Annotated in this window: 17 protein-coding genes and 1 pseudogene; 7 read left to right on the forward strand and 11 right to left on the reverse strand. The window is 68.2% G+C overall.

Features of this window, described 5'->3' with window-relative positions:
- The first annotated feature begins 33 nt into the window (after nucleotides 1-33).
- From ACM6LR_RS12095 to ACM6LR_RS12105, 3 genes are all read left to right on the forward strand, one after another.
- Entirely contained in the window at nucleotides 34-687 is a 654-nt protein-coding gene (locus tag ACM6LR_RS12095; RefSeq protein ID WP_414938594.1) for a S1 family peptidase, read from the forward strand.
- 3 nt (nucleotides 688-690) lie between these two features.
- Nucleotides 691-1,677, forward strand: a complete 987-nt coding sequence (locus ACM6LR_RS12100) for a helix-turn-helix transcriptional regulator (RefSeq protein WP_414938593.1) — start codon at nucleotides 691-693, stop codon at nucleotides 1,675-1,677.
- 165 nt (nucleotides 1,678-1,842) lie between these two features.
- Nucleotides 1,843-1,974: a hypothetical protein gene (locus tag ACM6LR_RS12105; RefSeq protein WP_414942900.1), complete on the forward strand. Its 132-nt coding sequence runs from the start codon at nucleotides 1,843-1,845 to the stop codon at nucleotides 1,972-1,974.
- Here the strand turns inward: ACM6LR_RS12105 and ACM6LR_RS12110 are convergent.
- From ACM6LR_RS12110 to ACM6LR_RS12120, 3 genes are all read right to left on the reverse strand, one after another.
- The gene (locus ACM6LR_RS12110) at nucleotides 1,964-2,161 is read right to left on the reverse strand and encodes a hypothetical protein (RefSeq protein WP_414942899.1); all 198 of its coding nucleotides are present in this window, start codon (nucleotides 2,159-2,161) and stop codon (nucleotides 1,964-1,966) included. The two genes, ACM6LR_RS12105 and ACM6LR_RS12110, sit on opposite strands and share 11 nt — an antisense overlap.
- A gap of 55 nt (nucleotides 2,162-2,216) precedes the next feature.
- Nucleotides 2,217-2,969 (reverse strand): trypsin-like serine protease, encoded by a 753-nt coding sequence (locus tag ACM6LR_RS12115; protein WP_414942898.1) that lies wholly within the window; start codon nucleotides 2,967-2,969, stop codon nucleotides 2,217-2,219.
- A gap of 75 nt (nucleotides 2,970-3,044) precedes the next feature.
- Nucleotides 3,045-4,019, reverse strand: coding sequence for a LysR family transcriptional regulator (locus tag ACM6LR_RS12120; protein ID WP_414942897.1), 975 nt, complete (start codon nucleotides 4,017-4,019; stop codon nucleotides 3,045-3,047).
- A 113-nt stretch (nucleotides 4,020-4,132) separates the two neighbouring features.
- Here ACM6LR_RS12120 and ACM6LR_RS12125 point away from each other — a divergent pair, with 113 nt between their 5' ends.
- Together ACM6LR_RS12125 and ACM6LR_RS12130 are read left to right on the forward strand one after the other, a co-directional pair.
- Nucleotides 4,133-5,107, forward strand: coding sequence for a M64 family metallopeptidase (locus ACM6LR_RS12125; RefSeq protein ID WP_414942896.1), 975 nt, complete (start codon nucleotides 4,133-4,135; stop codon nucleotides 5,105-5,107).
- A gap of 96 nt (nucleotides 5,108-5,203) precedes the next feature.
- The gene (locus ACM6LR_RS12130; protein WP_414942895.1) at nucleotides 5,204-5,344 is read left to right on the forward strand and encodes a hypothetical protein; all 141 of its coding nucleotides are present in this window, start codon (nucleotides 5,204-5,206) and stop codon (nucleotides 5,342-5,344) included.
- Nucleotides 5,345-5,376: 32 nt separating this feature from the next.
- Here the strand turns inward: ACM6LR_RS12130 and ACM6LR_RS12135 are convergent, their stop codons facing one another.
- From ACM6LR_RS12135 to ACM6LR_RS12155, 5 genes and pseudogenes are all read right to left on the reverse strand, one after another.
- Nucleotides 5,377-6,438: an LLM class flavin-dependent oxidoreductase gene (locus tag ACM6LR_RS12135; protein WP_414943756.1), complete on the reverse strand. Its 1,062-nt coding sequence runs from the start codon at nucleotides 6,436-6,438 to the stop codon at nucleotides 5,377-5,379.
- Between the two features lie 262 nt (nucleotides 6,439-6,700).
- A complete protein-coding gene (locus tag ACM6LR_RS12140; RefSeq protein ID WP_414943757.1) occupies nucleotides 6,701-7,303 on the reverse strand; it encodes a SecDF P1 head subdomain-containing protein in 603 nt (200 codons plus the stop codon).
- 229 nt (nucleotides 7,304-7,532) lie between these two features.
- Nucleotides 7,533-8,411, reverse strand: coding sequence for a hypothetical protein (locus tag ACM6LR_RS12145; RefSeq protein WP_414942892.1), 879 nt, complete (start codon nucleotides 8,409-8,411; stop codon nucleotides 7,533-7,535).
- A gap of 12 nt (nucleotides 8,412-8,423) precedes the next feature.
- Nucleotides 8,424-9,719, reverse strand: coding sequence for a choice-of-anchor B family protein (locus ACM6LR_RS12150; RefSeq protein WP_414943758.1), 1,296 nt, complete (start codon nucleotides 9,717-9,719; stop codon nucleotides 8,424-8,426).
- A gap of 91 nt (nucleotides 9,720-9,810) precedes the next feature.
- Nucleotides 9,811-10,092 (reverse strand): annotated as a pseudogene (locus ACM6LR_RS12155) (o-succinylbenzoate synthase); the annotation flags it as partial.
- On the opposite strand from ACM6LR_RS12155, the gene ACM6LR_RS12160 reads away from it, so the two are divergent.
- Nucleotides 9,994-10,500: a hypothetical protein gene (locus ACM6LR_RS12160; RefSeq protein ID WP_414943805.1), complete on the forward strand. Its 507-nt coding sequence runs from the start codon at nucleotides 9,994-9,996 to the stop codon at nucleotides 10,498-10,500. The pseudogene ACM6LR_RS12155 and the gene ACM6LR_RS12160 overlap by 99 nt on opposite strands.
- Here ACM6LR_RS12160 and ACM6LR_RS12165 read toward each other — a convergent pair.
- The 3 genes from ACM6LR_RS12165 to ACM6LR_RS12175 all read right to left on the reverse strand — a co-directional run bounded on the left by ACM6LR_RS12165 (nucleotide 10,497) and on the right by ACM6LR_RS12175 (nucleotide 15,128).
- Complete coding sequence (locus ACM6LR_RS12165; RefSeq protein WP_414943759.1) at nucleotides 10,497-12,071, reverse strand: succinic semialdehyde dehydrogenase; 1,575 nt, start codon at nucleotides 12,069-12,071, stop codon at nucleotides 10,497-10,499. The genes ACM6LR_RS12160 and ACM6LR_RS12165 overlap by 4 nt on opposite strands.
- 64 nt (nucleotides 12,072-12,135) lie before the next feature.
- Nucleotides 12,136-13,794 carry a GMC family oxidoreductase gene (locus ACM6LR_RS12170; RefSeq protein WP_414942889.1) on the reverse strand — a complete coding sequence of 553 codons (1,659 nt, stop codon included), beginning with the start codon at nucleotides 13,792-13,794 and terminating at the stop codon, nucleotides 12,136-12,138.
- Between the two features lie 158 nt (nucleotides 13,795-13,952).
- Nucleotides 13,953-15,128: an acyl-CoA dehydrogenase family protein gene (locus tag ACM6LR_RS12175; RefSeq protein WP_414942888.1), complete on the reverse strand. Its 1,176-nt coding sequence runs from the start codon at nucleotides 15,126-15,128 to the stop codon at nucleotides 13,953-13,955.
- Between the two features lie 69 nt (nucleotides 15,129-15,197).
- Here ACM6LR_RS12175 and ACM6LR_RS12180 point away from each other — a divergent pair, with 69 nt between their 5' ends.
- Nucleotides 15,198-15,626, forward strand: a complete 429-nt coding sequence (locus tag ACM6LR_RS12180) for a hypothetical protein (RefSeq protein ID WP_414943760.1) — start codon at nucleotides 15,198-15,200, stop codon at nucleotides 15,624-15,626.
- Nucleotides 15,627-15,741: the final 115 nt, after the last annotated feature.

Below are 15,741 nucleotides of genomic sequence, written 5' to 3' on the forward strand. Positions count from 1 at the left end.
TCTTTTCGTAGTTTCCTGTAGTGGAAGGCATCCATGCGTATCCGAGGTCTACTCACCGCACTGCTGTGCGCGGCCGGGCTCGCGACGGTCGCGCCCGCCGCCGGCGCGGCCCCCATCATCGACGGCGAATACGCCCAGTCCGGCCCGTGGGCGGCCATGATCGAGCAGAACGGCGAGCAGTGGTGCTCCGGCTCGATCATCAGCGCCCGCTGGGTGCTCACCGCCCGGCACTGCATCGACGAACCCGGTGCCGACTACTCGGTCCGCGTGGGCGACGTCGACCACCGCGCTGGAACTTACGCCGTGGTGGCGGACATCTACACACCGTCCAGCGGAGCCGACATCGCGCTGCTCAAGCTCGACCGCTCGGTCAGCACGACGTACGCGTCACTCGGCACTTCCGTCGCCACCGGGAACACCGAATACGTCTATGGCTGGGGCTACAACGAAGACGGCGACCTTCAGCGCTACCTCAAGGTCGCCCGGATGACGGTGACCAGTGTCGGAAGTGGACTGATCAAGGCACGCAAGGGCGACGGGCTGACCAACGGCGGCGACTCGGGCGGGCCGGTGTTCGTCGGCGGCAAGCAGGTCGGCGTGCACATCGCGGGTAACAAGGTGGACAGCTCGACGCACACCGGCATCGCGGCGAACCGCACCTGGATCCGCGAGACCTCGGGCGTCTAGGCCATGTCCTCGGACGGACTCGGCGCGCAGCTGATCAGGCTGGGTCTCGGCGAGACCGCCGCCCGGATCTACCGCCGGATGATCGAGAGCGCGCCGGTGTCCGCCGGGGACCTGGCGTGGCAGGAGGACGACGCGGAGACCGTCCATCTGGCACTGAAAGAACTCGCCGACGCGGGGCTGGCGGTGTCGTCCGGAGTGGACGGCACCGAGTTCCTCCCCGCGAATCCGGGTGAGGCGCTGGCCGCGCTGACCACCCGACGGCAAGCCGAACTGCACGACGCGCGGCTCGCGGTGCAAACCGCGTACCGCGCCTTCCGGCGAGCGCATTCGGGAATGCCGAACGCGCAGGACCTGCTCGAAGTGGTCACCGGCGACGCCATCGTCGCGCGGTTGCACCATCTCGCGACCACGGTGCGGCACCAGGTGCGCCGTCTCGACTCCCCGCCCTACTTCACCGGCGGCCAACGGAACCTCCTCGAGGAGGAGCAGCTGCGGCGCGGGATCACCTACCGCTGTGTCTACAGTGGAGCGTCACTGGGCGATCCCGGCTATCTCACCGGGAACATCCTGCCGTGCCTGCGCGCGGGCGAGCAGGCACGGTTGCTGCCCGAACTCCCCGTGAAGCTGACACTTTTCGACAACCGGGCGGCCACCATCGCACTGACCATCCGCGAGGCCGATCGCAACCAGTCCATCGTCATCGTCCGCCCCTGCAGCCTCTTCTCCGCGTTGGAAGGGCTGTTCGAAACGTCCTGGGCCGCGGCGCTCCCGCTCGACCGGGGAGCACAGGCGTCCGCACAGCCGATCCGGCCGATCGAACGAGAATTGCTGATCTTGCTCGCGGCCGGGCGCAAGGACGACGAAATCGCCGCCGGACTTTGCGTCAGCAGACGCACCCTGTTCCGCTATCTCGAAGCCCTGATGGACCGCGCCGGTGTCTCCAGCCGGTTCCAGTTGGGCGTCTTCGCCGCGCACAACGGCTGGCTCTGACGCACGCAATTAGTCCTCTAGTTGCGGTAGTTGGTGAACCGACCTACCGCAACTAGAGGACTAAACGCGGGCCATCCTCACCCGGATGGGGTCACCCGGGCAGACCATCCCCGCTGCGGCGACCGCCGGAGAAGCGGAAGGTGATCTTGAAAGGAGGACGGCATCATGGGTAATCACCGACAGCAGAACGCCACCGCATCGCTCCGGATCGCCACCACCGGCCTGCGGGTGTTCGCGATCGTCGTCGCGGTCGCGGCTTGCGCCTGGCTCGCGCTTTGGCTCGCGTTCACCCTCTGAGCCCGGACGGAGCCGTGCCCGGTTGAGGTCCCGGCTCGGGGAGCGGTTCGGGAACCCCGGGGTCCGGCAGCGGCTCGGGCTTCCCCGGGTCCGGCACCGGCTCGGGAATACCGGGATCGGGCATTCCGGGATCCGGCGGCATGGGGTTCGGCGGCGCCGGAGGCGCGGTCATTCGCTCGGTCGTCATAGTGGTACCTCCTGGTCACGCAGCTACCCGTTGGATCACCGGCCGAAACGACCCGCTAGGCCGTTTGGCTGGCGATCCAGTCCGCGACGACGTCGGCGCGGGAGGTCGTCTCGACCCCGGCGTGCGGGCAATTCGGCCCGGTGGTTTCCAGCGAGACCAACGCGCCGCTCCTGCCTCCCGGGACGAAGTACGGCGCGCCCGAGTCGTAGGTGCAGGCGCTGGTCGTGATCGCCGGGGCCGCGCCGCGGACGCCCACGGTCGTCGGGGCCACCGTGGCCACCTGGACGGCGCCCTGCTGCATCCGGGTCGCCGGAGCGGGATTCGTCGCGGTCAGGCTGCCCCAGCCCGCCAGTGTCAGCTGCTGGCCGACCTTGGGGAGCACGCGGTTCACCGTCAGCGGGGTCACTGTGGTCACCGGGGTGTCCAACTTGAGGAGGGCGACGTCGTTTTCCTTCGCCTGCACCACTTCGATCGCCTTGCGGGCCACGCCCGACTCCGTCGCTTCGTCGACCAGGCCCAGCGTCACCATGGTCGGATACGGCATCTTGCCCGAAACCCGCTTGCGGTGCGCGTCGTGGAAGCAGTGCCCGGTGGTGATGACCCAGCCGGGCGAGACCAGCGCCCCCGTGCAGTAACTGCTGTAGGTCGAGCCGTCGGGGCGAGGGATCTTCGTCATCGCGATCTTCGCGACGAACCCGAACTGCCCTGGTGGGACATCGGAGCCGTGGGCTACGTCCGGCGCGGCGAGCGCGGCCGGAGCGGTGATGATGGTCAGGACAGCGGCGGCCAGCAGGGCGCGCAGACGCAATTTCTTACCCTTCGTCGATGAGGTGATCCGAGGCTAGGACCACCGCCCCGACAAGGGGAATTCCCCGACCAGGGGTCACCCGATGGCACGCCGGACGGCGACGGGCTCGCCGCGGCGGGCGAGCCAGTGGCGATAGGTGTGGCTGCTGTCGGTGTCGGAGCGGTAGGCCGCCTCGGCCGCGGCGATCAGAACGTCGCTGTTCCCGCCGAACGCCCCTTCGGTGTTCCAAGCGATCAGATACCGCATCCACAACGGATCTCCCGTGAGAGCGCGGATCGCGATTCCCGGCGTGGCGGGAAAGGTCACCTGGCACGGGGAGGTCGCCCGGCCCGCCGCGATCAGGCGTTGCAGTGGCCGGAGTTCCGTGCTCCGGTGAGCGACCTGGGGCCGGAATCCCGACCGCGCGCAGGCTTCCTCGAAACACTCCGGCCAGCCGGCGCCGTCGGACGGCCCGAGCACCCATCGTTCCCCGGCGAGGTCGGCGAGGTCGATCTCGGCGCCGCGGGCGGCCGGATGGTCCGCCGCGATCGCCACGAACACCGGTTGCGCGGCCAGCGCCCGTAGCGCCACCCCCGGCGCCGGGGGAAGGACGTGACCGGGGTAGTCGGCGACGACGGCGGCGTCGAGTTGCCCGCAGGCCACGAGATCCAGCAGCCGCAGTGGCGAGAACTCGGTGGTCACCGAAACCGCTTGCGCCCGGCCGGAATCACCGAGCCGGTCCGCCAGCTCGACGACCATCGAACCGCCGATCCCGCCCAGCGTGACCGGACGCTTCTCCCCGTCCGCCAGCCAGCGTGCCGCGTCCCGGTGCATCGTGTCCGCCGCGGCGAGGACGGTCCGCGCGCGAGCGAGCACGCATTCGCCGAACGCCGTGGGCACAACCCCTTCCCGGCTGCGGACGAACAGCGTTCCGCCGAACGCGCGCTCGATCCGTTGCACGGCGGCGGTCAACGCGGGCTGGGTGCTCCCGATGCCGATCGCCGCGCGCGTGATGCTGCCCGCGTCGGCCACGGCGCACACCACCCGCAGATGACGTAACTCGACATCCATCACGCGGACCTTATGGCCACTTGGGATGTGCCGGAAGCCGTCGAAAGTCGGGATCGTTTTTCGTACTCCTCTTCTCCCCTCCCTCCTTCCTCCCCTCCCCGCAAGGAGTACGCATGCGACGCGCATGTCTCATGTACGCGCTGACCGCAACTCTCATCGCCGGCCTCGTTCCCGCGACGGCGTCGGCGGCCCCGGCCCCCCGGTTCACGACGTCGATGGAGACCTTCGAACCAGGAGGAACCATCAGCCGGGTGGACGTCACCCGGCCGCTTTCGGACAGAACAGCGGCGCCACAGCAGATCGCGAGCGCCGCCGCGGTGACCCCGATCGAAACCAACGGCCCCAGCGAGAGCACCTTCGACCTGGTCTTCGTCGGTGACGGCTACACCTCAACGCAGCTGGGCACGTATTCGCAGCACGTCCGGTCCAGCATCGCGGCGCTGTTCGCCGTCGAGCCGTACAAGAGCTACCGCAAACAGTTCAACCTCTGGCAGGTCGACGTCGTCTCCGCCCAGTCCGGCGTCACCAACGACCCGACACAGGGAGTGCGGCGCAACACCGCGCTCGGCTCGTACTTCTGGTGCGGCGGCATCGAGCGACTGTTGTGCGTCAACGAGACCAAGGCGAACCAGTACGCCGCGGCCGCGCCGGACGTCGATCAGGTCATCATGCTGGCGAACACCACCAAGTACGGCGGTGCCGGCGGCGGCGTCGCGACTTCCTCGGGCGGCAACGTCCAGGCCAGCCAGATCGTCGCCCACGAACTCGGGCACTCCATCGGCGGACTCGCCGACGAATACGATTACGGCACCTGCGAAACCCGCGAACCCAGGGAGCCCAACGCGTCCGCCCTCACCGCCACGCAGATGCGGGACCGTCGCGCCAAGTGGTACACCTGGCTCGGCAAGCCCTCCCCCGACGGCGGGACGATCGGCGCCTTCGAGGGATCCCGTTACTGCAAGACCGGGATGTACCGCCCCAGCGTGAACTCGCTCATGCGCACGCTCGGGCAGCCCTTCAACCCGCCGAGCACCGAAGCGATGATCGCCGGGTTCCACCGGGAAGCCGCCCAGCGGATCCCTCACTAGCCCGGGCTGGCGGCGAGCCCAGCCGCCGTCTCCCGCGTGAAGCGACGGAAATACCGCTGAAAGAACCACGCGCTGCCCCGGCGCGCGATACGTTCCGTGCCAGCGGATCCGTATCCCGCCGCCGGGGGTTTGGCGCAGATCGACGACGGCCTTCGCGACGGCGGGCATGCGCAGGTCCTCGGCGACGGGAACGTGCTCGAACCGCACTGCCAGCCGGAATCCTCCCAGCCGCGGTAGGGCGCTCGGAGTCGAACACCACGGCTTCGAGGCTAGACCGTGCCGAGCAGCTCCTTCACCCGCGGGACGACCTGCTCGCCGTAAAGCCGGATCGATTCCATCCGCTGCTCGTGCGGGAGCGCGCCGGCCCCGTACTTGAGCTGGAATCGCGACAGGCCGAGGGTCCGCACCGCCCAGGCGATCTTTTGCGCGACGGTCTCGGGGGAACCGACGAACAGCGCGCCGCGCGGCCCGGCCATGGCGTCGTAGTCGGCGCGGGACATCGGGCCCCAGCCCCGTTCGGCGCCGATCTTGGCGAAGGCGGCCTGATGGTGCGGGAAATGCTGGGCCACCGCCAGTTCGTCGGTCGCGGCGACGTGTCCCGGGCTGTGCATGGAGATCGGCAGCTCCGCGCGGCCCGCCTCCTTCAAGGCGCGCCGGTACAGGTCAGCCAGCGGTGTGAACCGCTCCGGCGATCCGCCGATCACCGCCATCACCAGCGGCAGGCCGTACGCGGCCGCGCGGACCACCGACTGCGGGGTGCCACCGACCCCGACCCAGGCCGGCAGACTCCCCGATTCGGTGACCGGGAAGGCCTGCGCGCCTTCCAGCGCGGGACGGACGGTCCCGGACCACTCGACCGGTTTCTCCTCCTGCAGATGCGTGAACAGGTCGAGCTTCTCGGCGAAGAGCGCTTCGTAGTCGTCCAGCGAATAGCCGAACAGGGGAAACGACTCGGTGAACGAACCACGGCCGAGCGTGACTTCGGCGCGGCCTCGGGAAACAGCGTCCAGTGTGGCGAACCGTTCGTACACCCGCACCGGGTCGTCCGAACTGAGCACCGTGACCGCCGTGCCCAGCCGGATCCGGTCGGTCCGGCCCGCGATCGCGGGCAGGACGACGTCCGGCGAGGACACCGCCATCTCCGCGCGGTGATGTTCGCCGACACCGAAGTAGTCCACGCCGACCTGGTCGGCGAGCACGCCCTCGGCCACGACCTGGCGGATGGCCTCGGCCTGGCTCACCGGCTGGTCGTCCGCGTCGTTCTCCACATCGCCGAAGGTGTCCAGGCCGAAGGACGGCGCCTGACGGGTGCCCAGGATCTCGTAACCCATTGTCCAACTCCTCAAGTAGTTGAACGCTCAAACGTCCGGGTCGCCGATCGTATTCCGACGCCGGCTGGGTGCTGGACTCGCGTCGCAGGTGTCCGGAAGGCCACAGTCCCCGACGTTCTGAAAGGTGACCTCAGGACAGCCGGACACCCTTCCGCTCACGCCCGCCCGTAATTAGTCCTCTACTTGCGGTTGGGCAGCGGCGGGGAAAGAGTGAGTGTCCCAATGTGGCATTGGGGACACTCACCAGACCCCGGAGGCCGGGTCATCCGCCGGCGATGTCCCGCGCCAGTTGCCGGGCCTCGGGCAGGGTGAACTTGCCGGAGATCTGGGTCTCCCCGCCGGTGATGGCGGACTGGATCATCGGCGCGGTCAGGACGCGGGTCTTCAGCACCATCGCGACCTGTTTGCCGACGTTCGCCGCGGTCCAGTCGGCCCACGTCTTCGCCCCTGCGGGAGTGAAGCTGAGACCGATGATCGTGCCCCCCGACCGGGAATCGAGCTGAGCGTTCGCCTTGCTGAGGTCGGCCCCGGTGAGGAACGCCGGGCCGAGGATGTACTTCGTGCCCTCCTCGCGATCACAGGTGATCAACGGGAGCGCCGGATCGTCGCCGCCGTCCAGAGGATCCGGCCCCTTCGAGCAGTCCAGCGCCGTCGCGGCAGCCTGCTGTTCGGCGGGATCCGTGGTCTGGCGGTTCGCCGCCGAGCCGGTCGCCGGGCCCGGCGGACGCGGAGGGAGCTCGGTCAGGACCGGCCGAAACCGCAGCCGGGATCCGTCTTTGACCACGAACTCGTCGCCGTCGGGCTCCGGTTTACCGGAGACATCGGACTGGCACCCGGTGACACCGAGTAGGACAAGAGCGACCACGACGCCAAGTATCCGCACGGAGCCATTCTGTCGTCCGGCGACCGATTCGTCAGGCGGAATCGGAAAGACGACGCCGCATAGTCCACCCAAGAATCCCGAGCGTTGCCTTGAGTGGCTGATTCGGGGAGGTCGACGGCGCTCCCGAGACCTCGGGGTGCCGTGACCGACCGCGTCCGGCTGCTCTGGGCGCCGGGAGGCCCGGCACCGAAGATCACCGAGGTCGTCCCGGTCAGTCCACCGCGACGGTGATGGCGGCCGTGTGCACCCGCCCGCCGTGGGAGAACTCCAGGAACAGCCGGTATTCCCCCCGATCCGAGAACAGGGAGTGGAAGGTCAGCTCACCGTTGACCAGCACCGCGCCGAGCGGCTGGACCGGATGCAGATGTGTGGCCGACAGCAGCATGCTGTGGAACCCGGTCATATGCCCGTTCGCGCCCAGATGCGGGTCGACCGTCGTGACCAGCGCGCCGTCGGGGCCTCGGATGGCGAAACGGAGAACCTGCGCCCGCGTCACCGAAATCCGGGCCGTCCCGTCCGCCCGCGCCACCCGGTAACCCGTGGCCGTCACGGTGTCGGCGGCGGGTGCGGGCACCGGCACGAAGGTGGTGTCACCGGGCACGGTGAACGGGACGCCGAGCACCACTGGATGCCGCGCGTCCAAGGTGTCGAGCGGGACGAACTCGGCGAACATCCGGTAGGCGCCGCCGTCGGTCAGCGTGAGGCTCGTCTGCCAGGTGTCCCCGTCCAACGTCGGATGCACGTGCTGGAAGACGTTCATGTCGTCCCGCACGGCGAAGAAGTGCATCTGTTTGGTCTGGTTGTCCAGGAATCGCGTGACCGGCCGCCCGTCGGGGCCGAGGATGCGGAACGTGACCGGGACCTCGGGACCCCGCCGGTCGGGCGTGGTGATCCGCTCGAACCGATAGCCGCTTTCCGCCTCCGACAACCCGTCGCTGTGCGCCGCGGGCACCAGGTCCGCCGTGACCACCGGCCGGTGGGCCGAGTGGGCTGGGCCGGGTGTCGGGCGGAGCGCCACGACCACCGCGGCGACTCCGATCACCAGTGCCAGTGCGAGGAACAGCCAATCCCTGAACCGGGGTTTGCGCACGATCGGTCCCGGTCACTTCCCGCCGAGGTTGGGCTTCACCACGACCAGGCCCTGCTCGATACCGTTGACGAGAACGATGCCGCTGGAGAAGTAGGGGTAGTTGCTCCACGCCCCGTTGAAGTTCGCCGCGTTGCCAGCCGGGTAGATGTCGAAGTAGCCGACTTCGGACAACCGCGCCGACGCGACCCCGCTGACGTCCAGGATGCGCAGGCCCGCCTGGTAGTTCGCCTGGTACGAGTAGCGGCCCTTGATGTACTGGTTGTGGTCGATCGCGGTGGCGGGTGAACTGTAGACGCCGGTGTGCACCGGAGCGGACAGCTTGGCCAGGTCCCAGACGTAGGTCTTGGTGCGCTTGTCGGTGCCGCGCTGCTCGTCCAGTTCGTCGTCCAGCAGGAAGTAGCGCTGGTCGTCGGTCAGCCAGCCCTGGTGCGAGTACTGCGCGCCGGAGTAGCCCTTGCGCGAGATCTGGACCGGCCTCGCCTTGTCGGTGACGTCGACGATGGTCAGCGTGTCCTCGTTGGCGTTGAAGCAGATTTCCTTGCCTTGGTAGGCCGCGTCCGGTCCCCGGTAGACGACGCACTGCGTGTCGTGGGTGTAGCCGTCCTGCGACACACAACCCGCTTTGGCCGGGGCCTTCGGGTTCTGGATGTTGACGATATGCGGTCCGCCGCTGCAGGTGTTGGAGCCGATCGCGTAGGCGAAACCGGTCTCCTCGTTGATCGCGATGTTGTGCGCGGGGCCGAATTCCTTGTAGAGGGCGTCGTTGGTGAAGGTCTGCGGCGTGGTGACCGTGCGCAGGCGGGTCAGGTCGAACACCTGCATGCCGTGCCCGGTGATGAAGTCGGCCACGATGAACGCGTGGTTCTTGTACACCTTCATGTCCCGCCACGAACTGCTGCCGCCGTTGGACGGCAGGTTGCCGAGGAACTTCGGGGAGGTCGGTGTGCTCACATCGACGAACGCGGTGCCGTTGGTCCGCCCGACGATGGCGTACTCCTTGCCGGACGAAGGATCGGTCCAGCCCCAGATGTCGTTGCCGTTCCCACCGCCGAGCCTGGACAGCGGAAGCACGCTGAGCAGGTCCACGTTCTTGCACGAATAGATGTCGGCCTTGCCGTCGACACACGGCACGCCAGCCGCGGTGCCGGTGACGGCGTGCCGTTCGGCCGGGACGTGGTCCGCCATGAAGGTCCGGGCCGCCGCCTGCCCCTCGGCCGTCTCGGGGTCGTGCGCGGACGCCGCCGTCATCGACAACACCAACGCGGAGGCCGTCAGCACGGCCAGGCCCATCATGCGCACGATCTTCATCAGGCGCTCCTCACAGGAGAGTCCGAACCCGGTCGGCCTCCGACGATAAGAGCGCGGATCTGCGGTGTATCCCTCCGAAGGTTTGGCGCGTTTAACCGTTTTGCCGGAGCCGGCTGACTTCCCGCACCGATGTCGTGACCGCGTCCAGCACGTCCGGGATCGGTGTGACCCCGAGACCGGGGCCCGTCGGGACGGGCAGGTTCCCGTCCCGCAGGACGAACGGTTCGGTGATGTCGGATTCGTAGTACCGGTCCGAGGCGGAGACGTCGCCGGGGTGCATTCCGCCGCACCACACCGGACCACCGGAAGCGGCGCAGACGTCGTGGATCCGGCGGGCCTGCTCGTCGGCATGGGCACCTTCGCCGCCGGGGCGCTCACGCTGTTGTTCGTCCGCTTCCCGAATCTGTCGTTCCGGCGGCGCGAGGAGAACTTCCGCTCGGCAATCCGGAACGGCCGGCAGTTCATCACCCGCCGCCCCGGCCTGCGCGCCGCGCTCCGGTTCTTCGTCATCGACCACGTCTTCCACACCCTGGGTTTCGCCGTGATCACGCCGATGCTGCTGGTGGAGCAGCCCGCGTCGGTGCTGGGCTTGGCGCTGGGCACCGGCGGTGTCGGCGGGCTCACCGGCAGCGCGCTCTTCGGCGGCCTTTCGCCGTTGGTGTCGACCCTGCTGTTCCAGGCGATCGGCAGTGTGTGGCCGACGATCGGGCTGCTGATCGGCATGTGCGTGCTCAGTATCGTCTGTGTGCTGGCCGCGCCCCAACACACCGACGACGTCTAGCGGATACGGAAGCGACGCATGAGTTTCAGCCCGGAAAGCATGCCCTCGACATACTTTTCGTAGGTCTGGCCGCCGCGCGGACCCATGACCTGTTTCTTGAGCACCGCCACGTTCTTGACGTCGGTGTACTTGAGCAGGCCCTGGTCCCCGTGGCGGGCGCCGACGCCGGAACTCTTGACGCCGCCGGACGGTGTGCCCTTGGCGGCGTACGCGGTGGCCAGGATGTCGTTGATGTTGACGTTACCGGACTCGATGCGCGAGGCCACGGCACGCGCGGCGCCGACGTCACCGCCCCAGACCGACGCGTTGAGGCCGTACTCGGTGTCGTTGGCCAACGCGACGGCCTCGTCGACCGTGCGGTACTTGTGCAGTGCGACAACGGGTCCGAAGGATTCGGTGACCCCGCAGAGCATGTCCTTCGTGACGCCTTCGAGGATCGTCGGTTCGAAGAACGCCGGGCCGAGGTCAGGCCGGGGCTTCCCTCCACAAAGGACGGTCGCCCCCTTGGCCACGGCGTCGTCGACGTGCGACTTGACCCGGCTCAGATGGTCGACGGAGACGAGCGACCCCATGTCGGGCCCGAAGTCGTAAGCGGCGCGGACATCGAGCGTCGCGGTCTTGGCCACGTACGCGTTCTTGAACTCGTCGTAGCGCGACTCAGGCAGGTAGATCCGCTCGATGTGCATGCAGATCTGCCCGGTGTTCCCGAACGCGCCGAAGATCGCGCCCTGTACGGCCTCGTCCAGATCGGCGTCGTCGAGCACGATCATCGGGTTTTTGCCGCCGAGTTCGAGGCAGCAGCCGATGAGGTTGCGGCCCGCCCGTTCGCCGATCACCCGGCCGGTGCCCGTGGAACCGGTGAACATCACGTAGTTCGCCTGGTCGATGAGCGTGGGGCCGACGTCCGGGCCTTCGCCGCACACCACCTGGAACAGGCCCTTCGGGAGCCCGGCCTTCTCCAGCAGCTCGACGCCGTAGAGCGGGGAGAGGGCCGTCTTGTTGTCGGGCTTCAGCACGACCGCGTTCCCGGCCATCAGCGCCGGGACGGCGTCGGAAATGCCGGTGGCGAACGGGAAGTTCCACGGCGCGATGATGCCGACCACGCCCTTGGGCTGCCGGAGTTCGGTCGACGTCGTCAGGAACGGAACCGGACCGCCGCGTTTGGTCGGCGCCAGCAGTTTGGCGGCCCGCGTGAGGTAATGGCTCATCACCATCGCCGGGTCGCAGGTCTCCTCGATCGCCATCCGGCGGTTCTTGCCGCTCTCGGCCTGGATGAGGTCGGTGACGATCGGCGCGTTGTCGACGAAGAGCGTGTGTGCCCGCTTGAACACCTCCAGCCGCTGTTTGAGTGGCGTCGCGGCCCATTTCTCCTGCGCGGCGCGCGCGGTGGTGAACGCCTGCTCGATGTCGTCGGGTGTCGACTGGGGCAGCTCGACGAGCACGTCGCCGGTGTAGACCTCGGTGAGTTTCCAGGTCGCGCCGGACGAGCCCGGCACCCTGGTGACGAGCCGTCGCAGGAACGCGTCGGTCACCGACGCCGGGCGGGTGAGCGCGAGCGGTGTGACGGTCATGGCCCTCTTTCCGTCGATTGTCCGAGTGGCTGTTGGCGAACCCGCGGCCGGTTCACGCGTAGGGTCAATTTCCCTGGCATGTCTCAGCTCCGCCGTCGGGCTCCGAGAGGACGAGCCGCGCGCCCAGCTCGCCGATCATGATGGCCGGCGCGTTGGTGTTGCCGCCGGTGATCGACGGCATGATCGAGGCGTCGCAGACCCGCAGGCCTTCGATGCCGCGGACCTTGAGGTCGGGACCGACGACCGCGAGTTCGTCCACGCCCATCCGGCAGGTGCCGACACCGTGGTACACCGAGGTCGCGCGATTCAGGATCGCGTCACGCAACTCCTGGCCCCGCAACCCCTTGCCCGGGTGGAGCTCTTCCTTGATCGACCCGTTGAACGCCCCCGAGGCGAAGATTTCGCGGACCATCTCCGAACCCTCGCCGAGCACCTCGAGATCGGCCGGGTCGGACAGGTACTGGAAGTCGATGAGCGGCGCCGCCGTCGGATCGGCCGAAGCGAGGCGCAGTGTGCCGCGGCTCTTCGGGTAGATCAGCGTGGTCAGCACGGTGAGTGCGGGCCGCTTGTCGACGTCGTGCCGGATCGGCGCGTCCTGGTTGGGCGTGACGTACGCCCACGGCAGGAGATGCAGCTGCAGGTCCGGGACTTCGGCGGCCTGGGAGGTCTTGAGGAAGGCGACCGCCTCGAAGACCGAGTGCGCCAGGAAGGACGTGCCGGGCCGCATCAGCTCCTTGACGAGGCCGCGCGCGAAGTACGGCGGTGTGCCTTTGTTCTTGCTCGACGACACGTGGAACGTCAGCGCGTGGAACATGTGGTCGTGCAGGTTGTCGCCGACCGGCAGGTCCGCCAGGACGTCGATGCCGTGCTCCTTCAGGTGTTCGGCGTGGCCGATCCCGGACAGCATCAGCAGTTGCGCGGATCCGACGAAGCCCGCCGAGAGGATGACCTCCTTGCCTGCCCGCAGCGTGCGCCTGCTTCCGGTCGCGTCGACGACTTCGACACCGACGGCGCGGCCGTTCTCGATCAGCACTTTCTTCGCCAGCACCCCGGACTGGACCTGCAGTGTCGCGGGCGCGAGATGGTGGATGTAGCCGCGCGAGGCGCTGTAGCGCAGGCCGTCGGCGGCGTTCTGCTGCATCCGGCTGACGCCCTCTTGCGACTCGGCGTTGTAGTCGTCGAGGATCTCGCAGCCGATCGCGTCGGCGGTCGCCTGGATGAACTGGAGCGTGCCCTCCTGCGGAAGCTTGTTGCGGGTGACCCTGATCGGCCCGCCCGCGCCCCGGAACTCGCTCTCGCCGTCCTCGAAGTCCTCCATCCGCTTGTACGCGGCGTTGACGCTGTCGGCGTCCCAGCCTTTGTTGCCCTCCGCGGCCCAGGAGTCGAAGTTGGCGCGGTTGCCGCGGACGTAGACCATGCCGTTGATGGAACTGGAGCCGCCGACCACCTTGCCGCGCGGCACCGGCATCCGGCGATCGAGAACGTGTTTCTGTGGCACCGAGTAGTAGCCCCAGTCGAAGGGCTTCTTGAGCTGTGGCACCGCGTGCATCGGGCCGACCAGGCCCGGCTTCTTGACGAGCAGCTTCTCGTCGCTCTTACCCGCCTCCAACACGATCACGCTGGCACCGGACTCCGCCAGCCTGCCCGCGATCGCCGCCCCCGAGCTGCCCGATCCGACGACCACGTAATCGGCCTCGTCGCCGCGCGGCGCCCTGTTCGCCATTTCCGCTCCTCGGTCCACCCACCGTCCCAGAACTATAACCTGTTCTAGTTCTGTCACCGTATAGCGAGACCGCCCCGTTCCGCAATGCCCGTCTCGTCAAGAAGGTTGGGTCGGCTCCGCTGTGGCCTAAGTCCTGTGGGCGCCGATGAAGTGACGGGTCACGCCTTCTTCTTCTCGGCGCGCACGAGCCCGCCACCGATGATCAAGCGCTGGATCTCGCTGGTGCCTTCGTAGAGCCGCATCAGCCGGACGTCGCGGTAGATACGTTCGACCGCGACCTCCCGCAGGTAGCCGCTGCCGCCGTGAACCTGCACCGCCAGATCCGCGGCCTTGCCCGCCATCTCGGTGCAGAAGAGCTTCGCCGCCGACGGCGCGATCCGGCGATCTTCACCCGTCACGTACAAGCGGGCCGCCTCACGCGCGAGCGCCCGTCCGGCGAGCACCCCGGTCTGCTGATCGGCGAGCATCGCCTGCACCAGCTGGAAATCCCCGATCGGCGTCCCGCCCTGGGTCGCGGTGGCGGCATAGGCGACCGACTCGTCGAGCGCTCGCTGCGCGGCCCCGACAGCCAGGCCCGCCAGATGGATCCGGCCGCGGGCCAACGAGGTCATCGCCGCCTTGTAGCCGACGTCGCCGTCTCCGCCGACCAACGCCTCCGGGCCGACACGGACCTGCGAGAACGCGACATCCGCGGTGCGAGAGCCCTCCTGCCCCATCTTCGCGTCCTTCGCGCCGACCTGAATTCCCGGCGCGTCGGCGGGGACGAGGAAGACCGCGATGCCGGTGCCGGACTCCGACGCGGGCTTCGTTCGCGCGAACACCACGAACAAACCGGCCTCGGTGGCATTGGTGATGAACTGCTTGCCGCCGTCGATGACCCAGCCGTCGCCGTCCGGCTTCGCACTGGTCCGCAGCCCCGCCGGGTTCGAGCCGGCGCCGGGCTCGGTCAGCGCGAACGACGCCACCACTTCACCGGACGCGATGCCGGGCAGCCACCGGTCCCGCTGCCCGTCGGTCCCGAATCCGACCAGTACCTGCCCCGCGATGCCGTTGTTCGTGCCGAACATCGACCGCAGTGACAACGACGTGTAGCCCAGCGCCATCGCCACCTCGACGTCCTGCACGAGGTCCAGTCCGAGCCCGCCCCACTCCTGCGGGATCGCGTACCCGAACAACCCCATCTCCGCCGCACGCGCCCGTAAATCGGCCGGGATGGCGTCCGTATTCATGATCTCGAGTTCTCTGGGCAGCACGCGGGTGCGCACGAAGTCGTTGATCTGGCCGAGAACGTCCGCGAACACGTCGTCGGGGACGTCGGGATTGCCGCTGTACATGCCCCTCACTATCGATCACCGACCGAGATCGGTCCACCCACGATCAGGTCGAGCACCCGGCACCGGCGAGTGGACGTGGTCGTGAGACCTACCGGAGACCTCGATGTTCGCTTTACCGTCGAGGAATCCCGACTCTCCGAAGGACGCGTCCGTATGCGCACACGTAACGTTTTCCTCGCCGCCACCAGTGCTATCGCCCTGTGTTTCACGATTCCGGCGACGGCATCCGCCGCCGAAGGCGAATTCACCTACCGCTACTACGCCGCGAACGGGGAAGTGCAGGTCGGCACCCTGATCGATCCGCCGAGCGGCGAATGCATCGAAATTCCCGAAATAGCCGACTGGGACGTCGACGCGTTCCGTCCGCGCAACTACACCGATTCACGGGCAGCGGTGTTCAAGGACGGCGATTGCGCAGGAGAGGACTACTTTTCACTGCGCCCCAACGGTGGGCGCGGTTCGGACAGGCTTCTCCTGCGGTCGGTGATCTTCAGCTAGCCGCGCCGGGAATCCGGATGGGTGCCGGGGTGATTGTCATGGCGCGGCGTGGTCTGATCTTCCTTATTCGTCGCATCACCTTGCTGGGGCTGGTGGCTCCGAATGCCTCAGCCGC

The sequence above is a fragment of the Amycolatopsis sp. cmx-11-32 genome, assembly GCF_047608695.1.
Taxonomy (GTDB): domain Bacteria; phylum Actinomycetota; class Actinomycetes; order Mycobacteriales; family Pseudonocardiaceae; genus Amycolatopsis.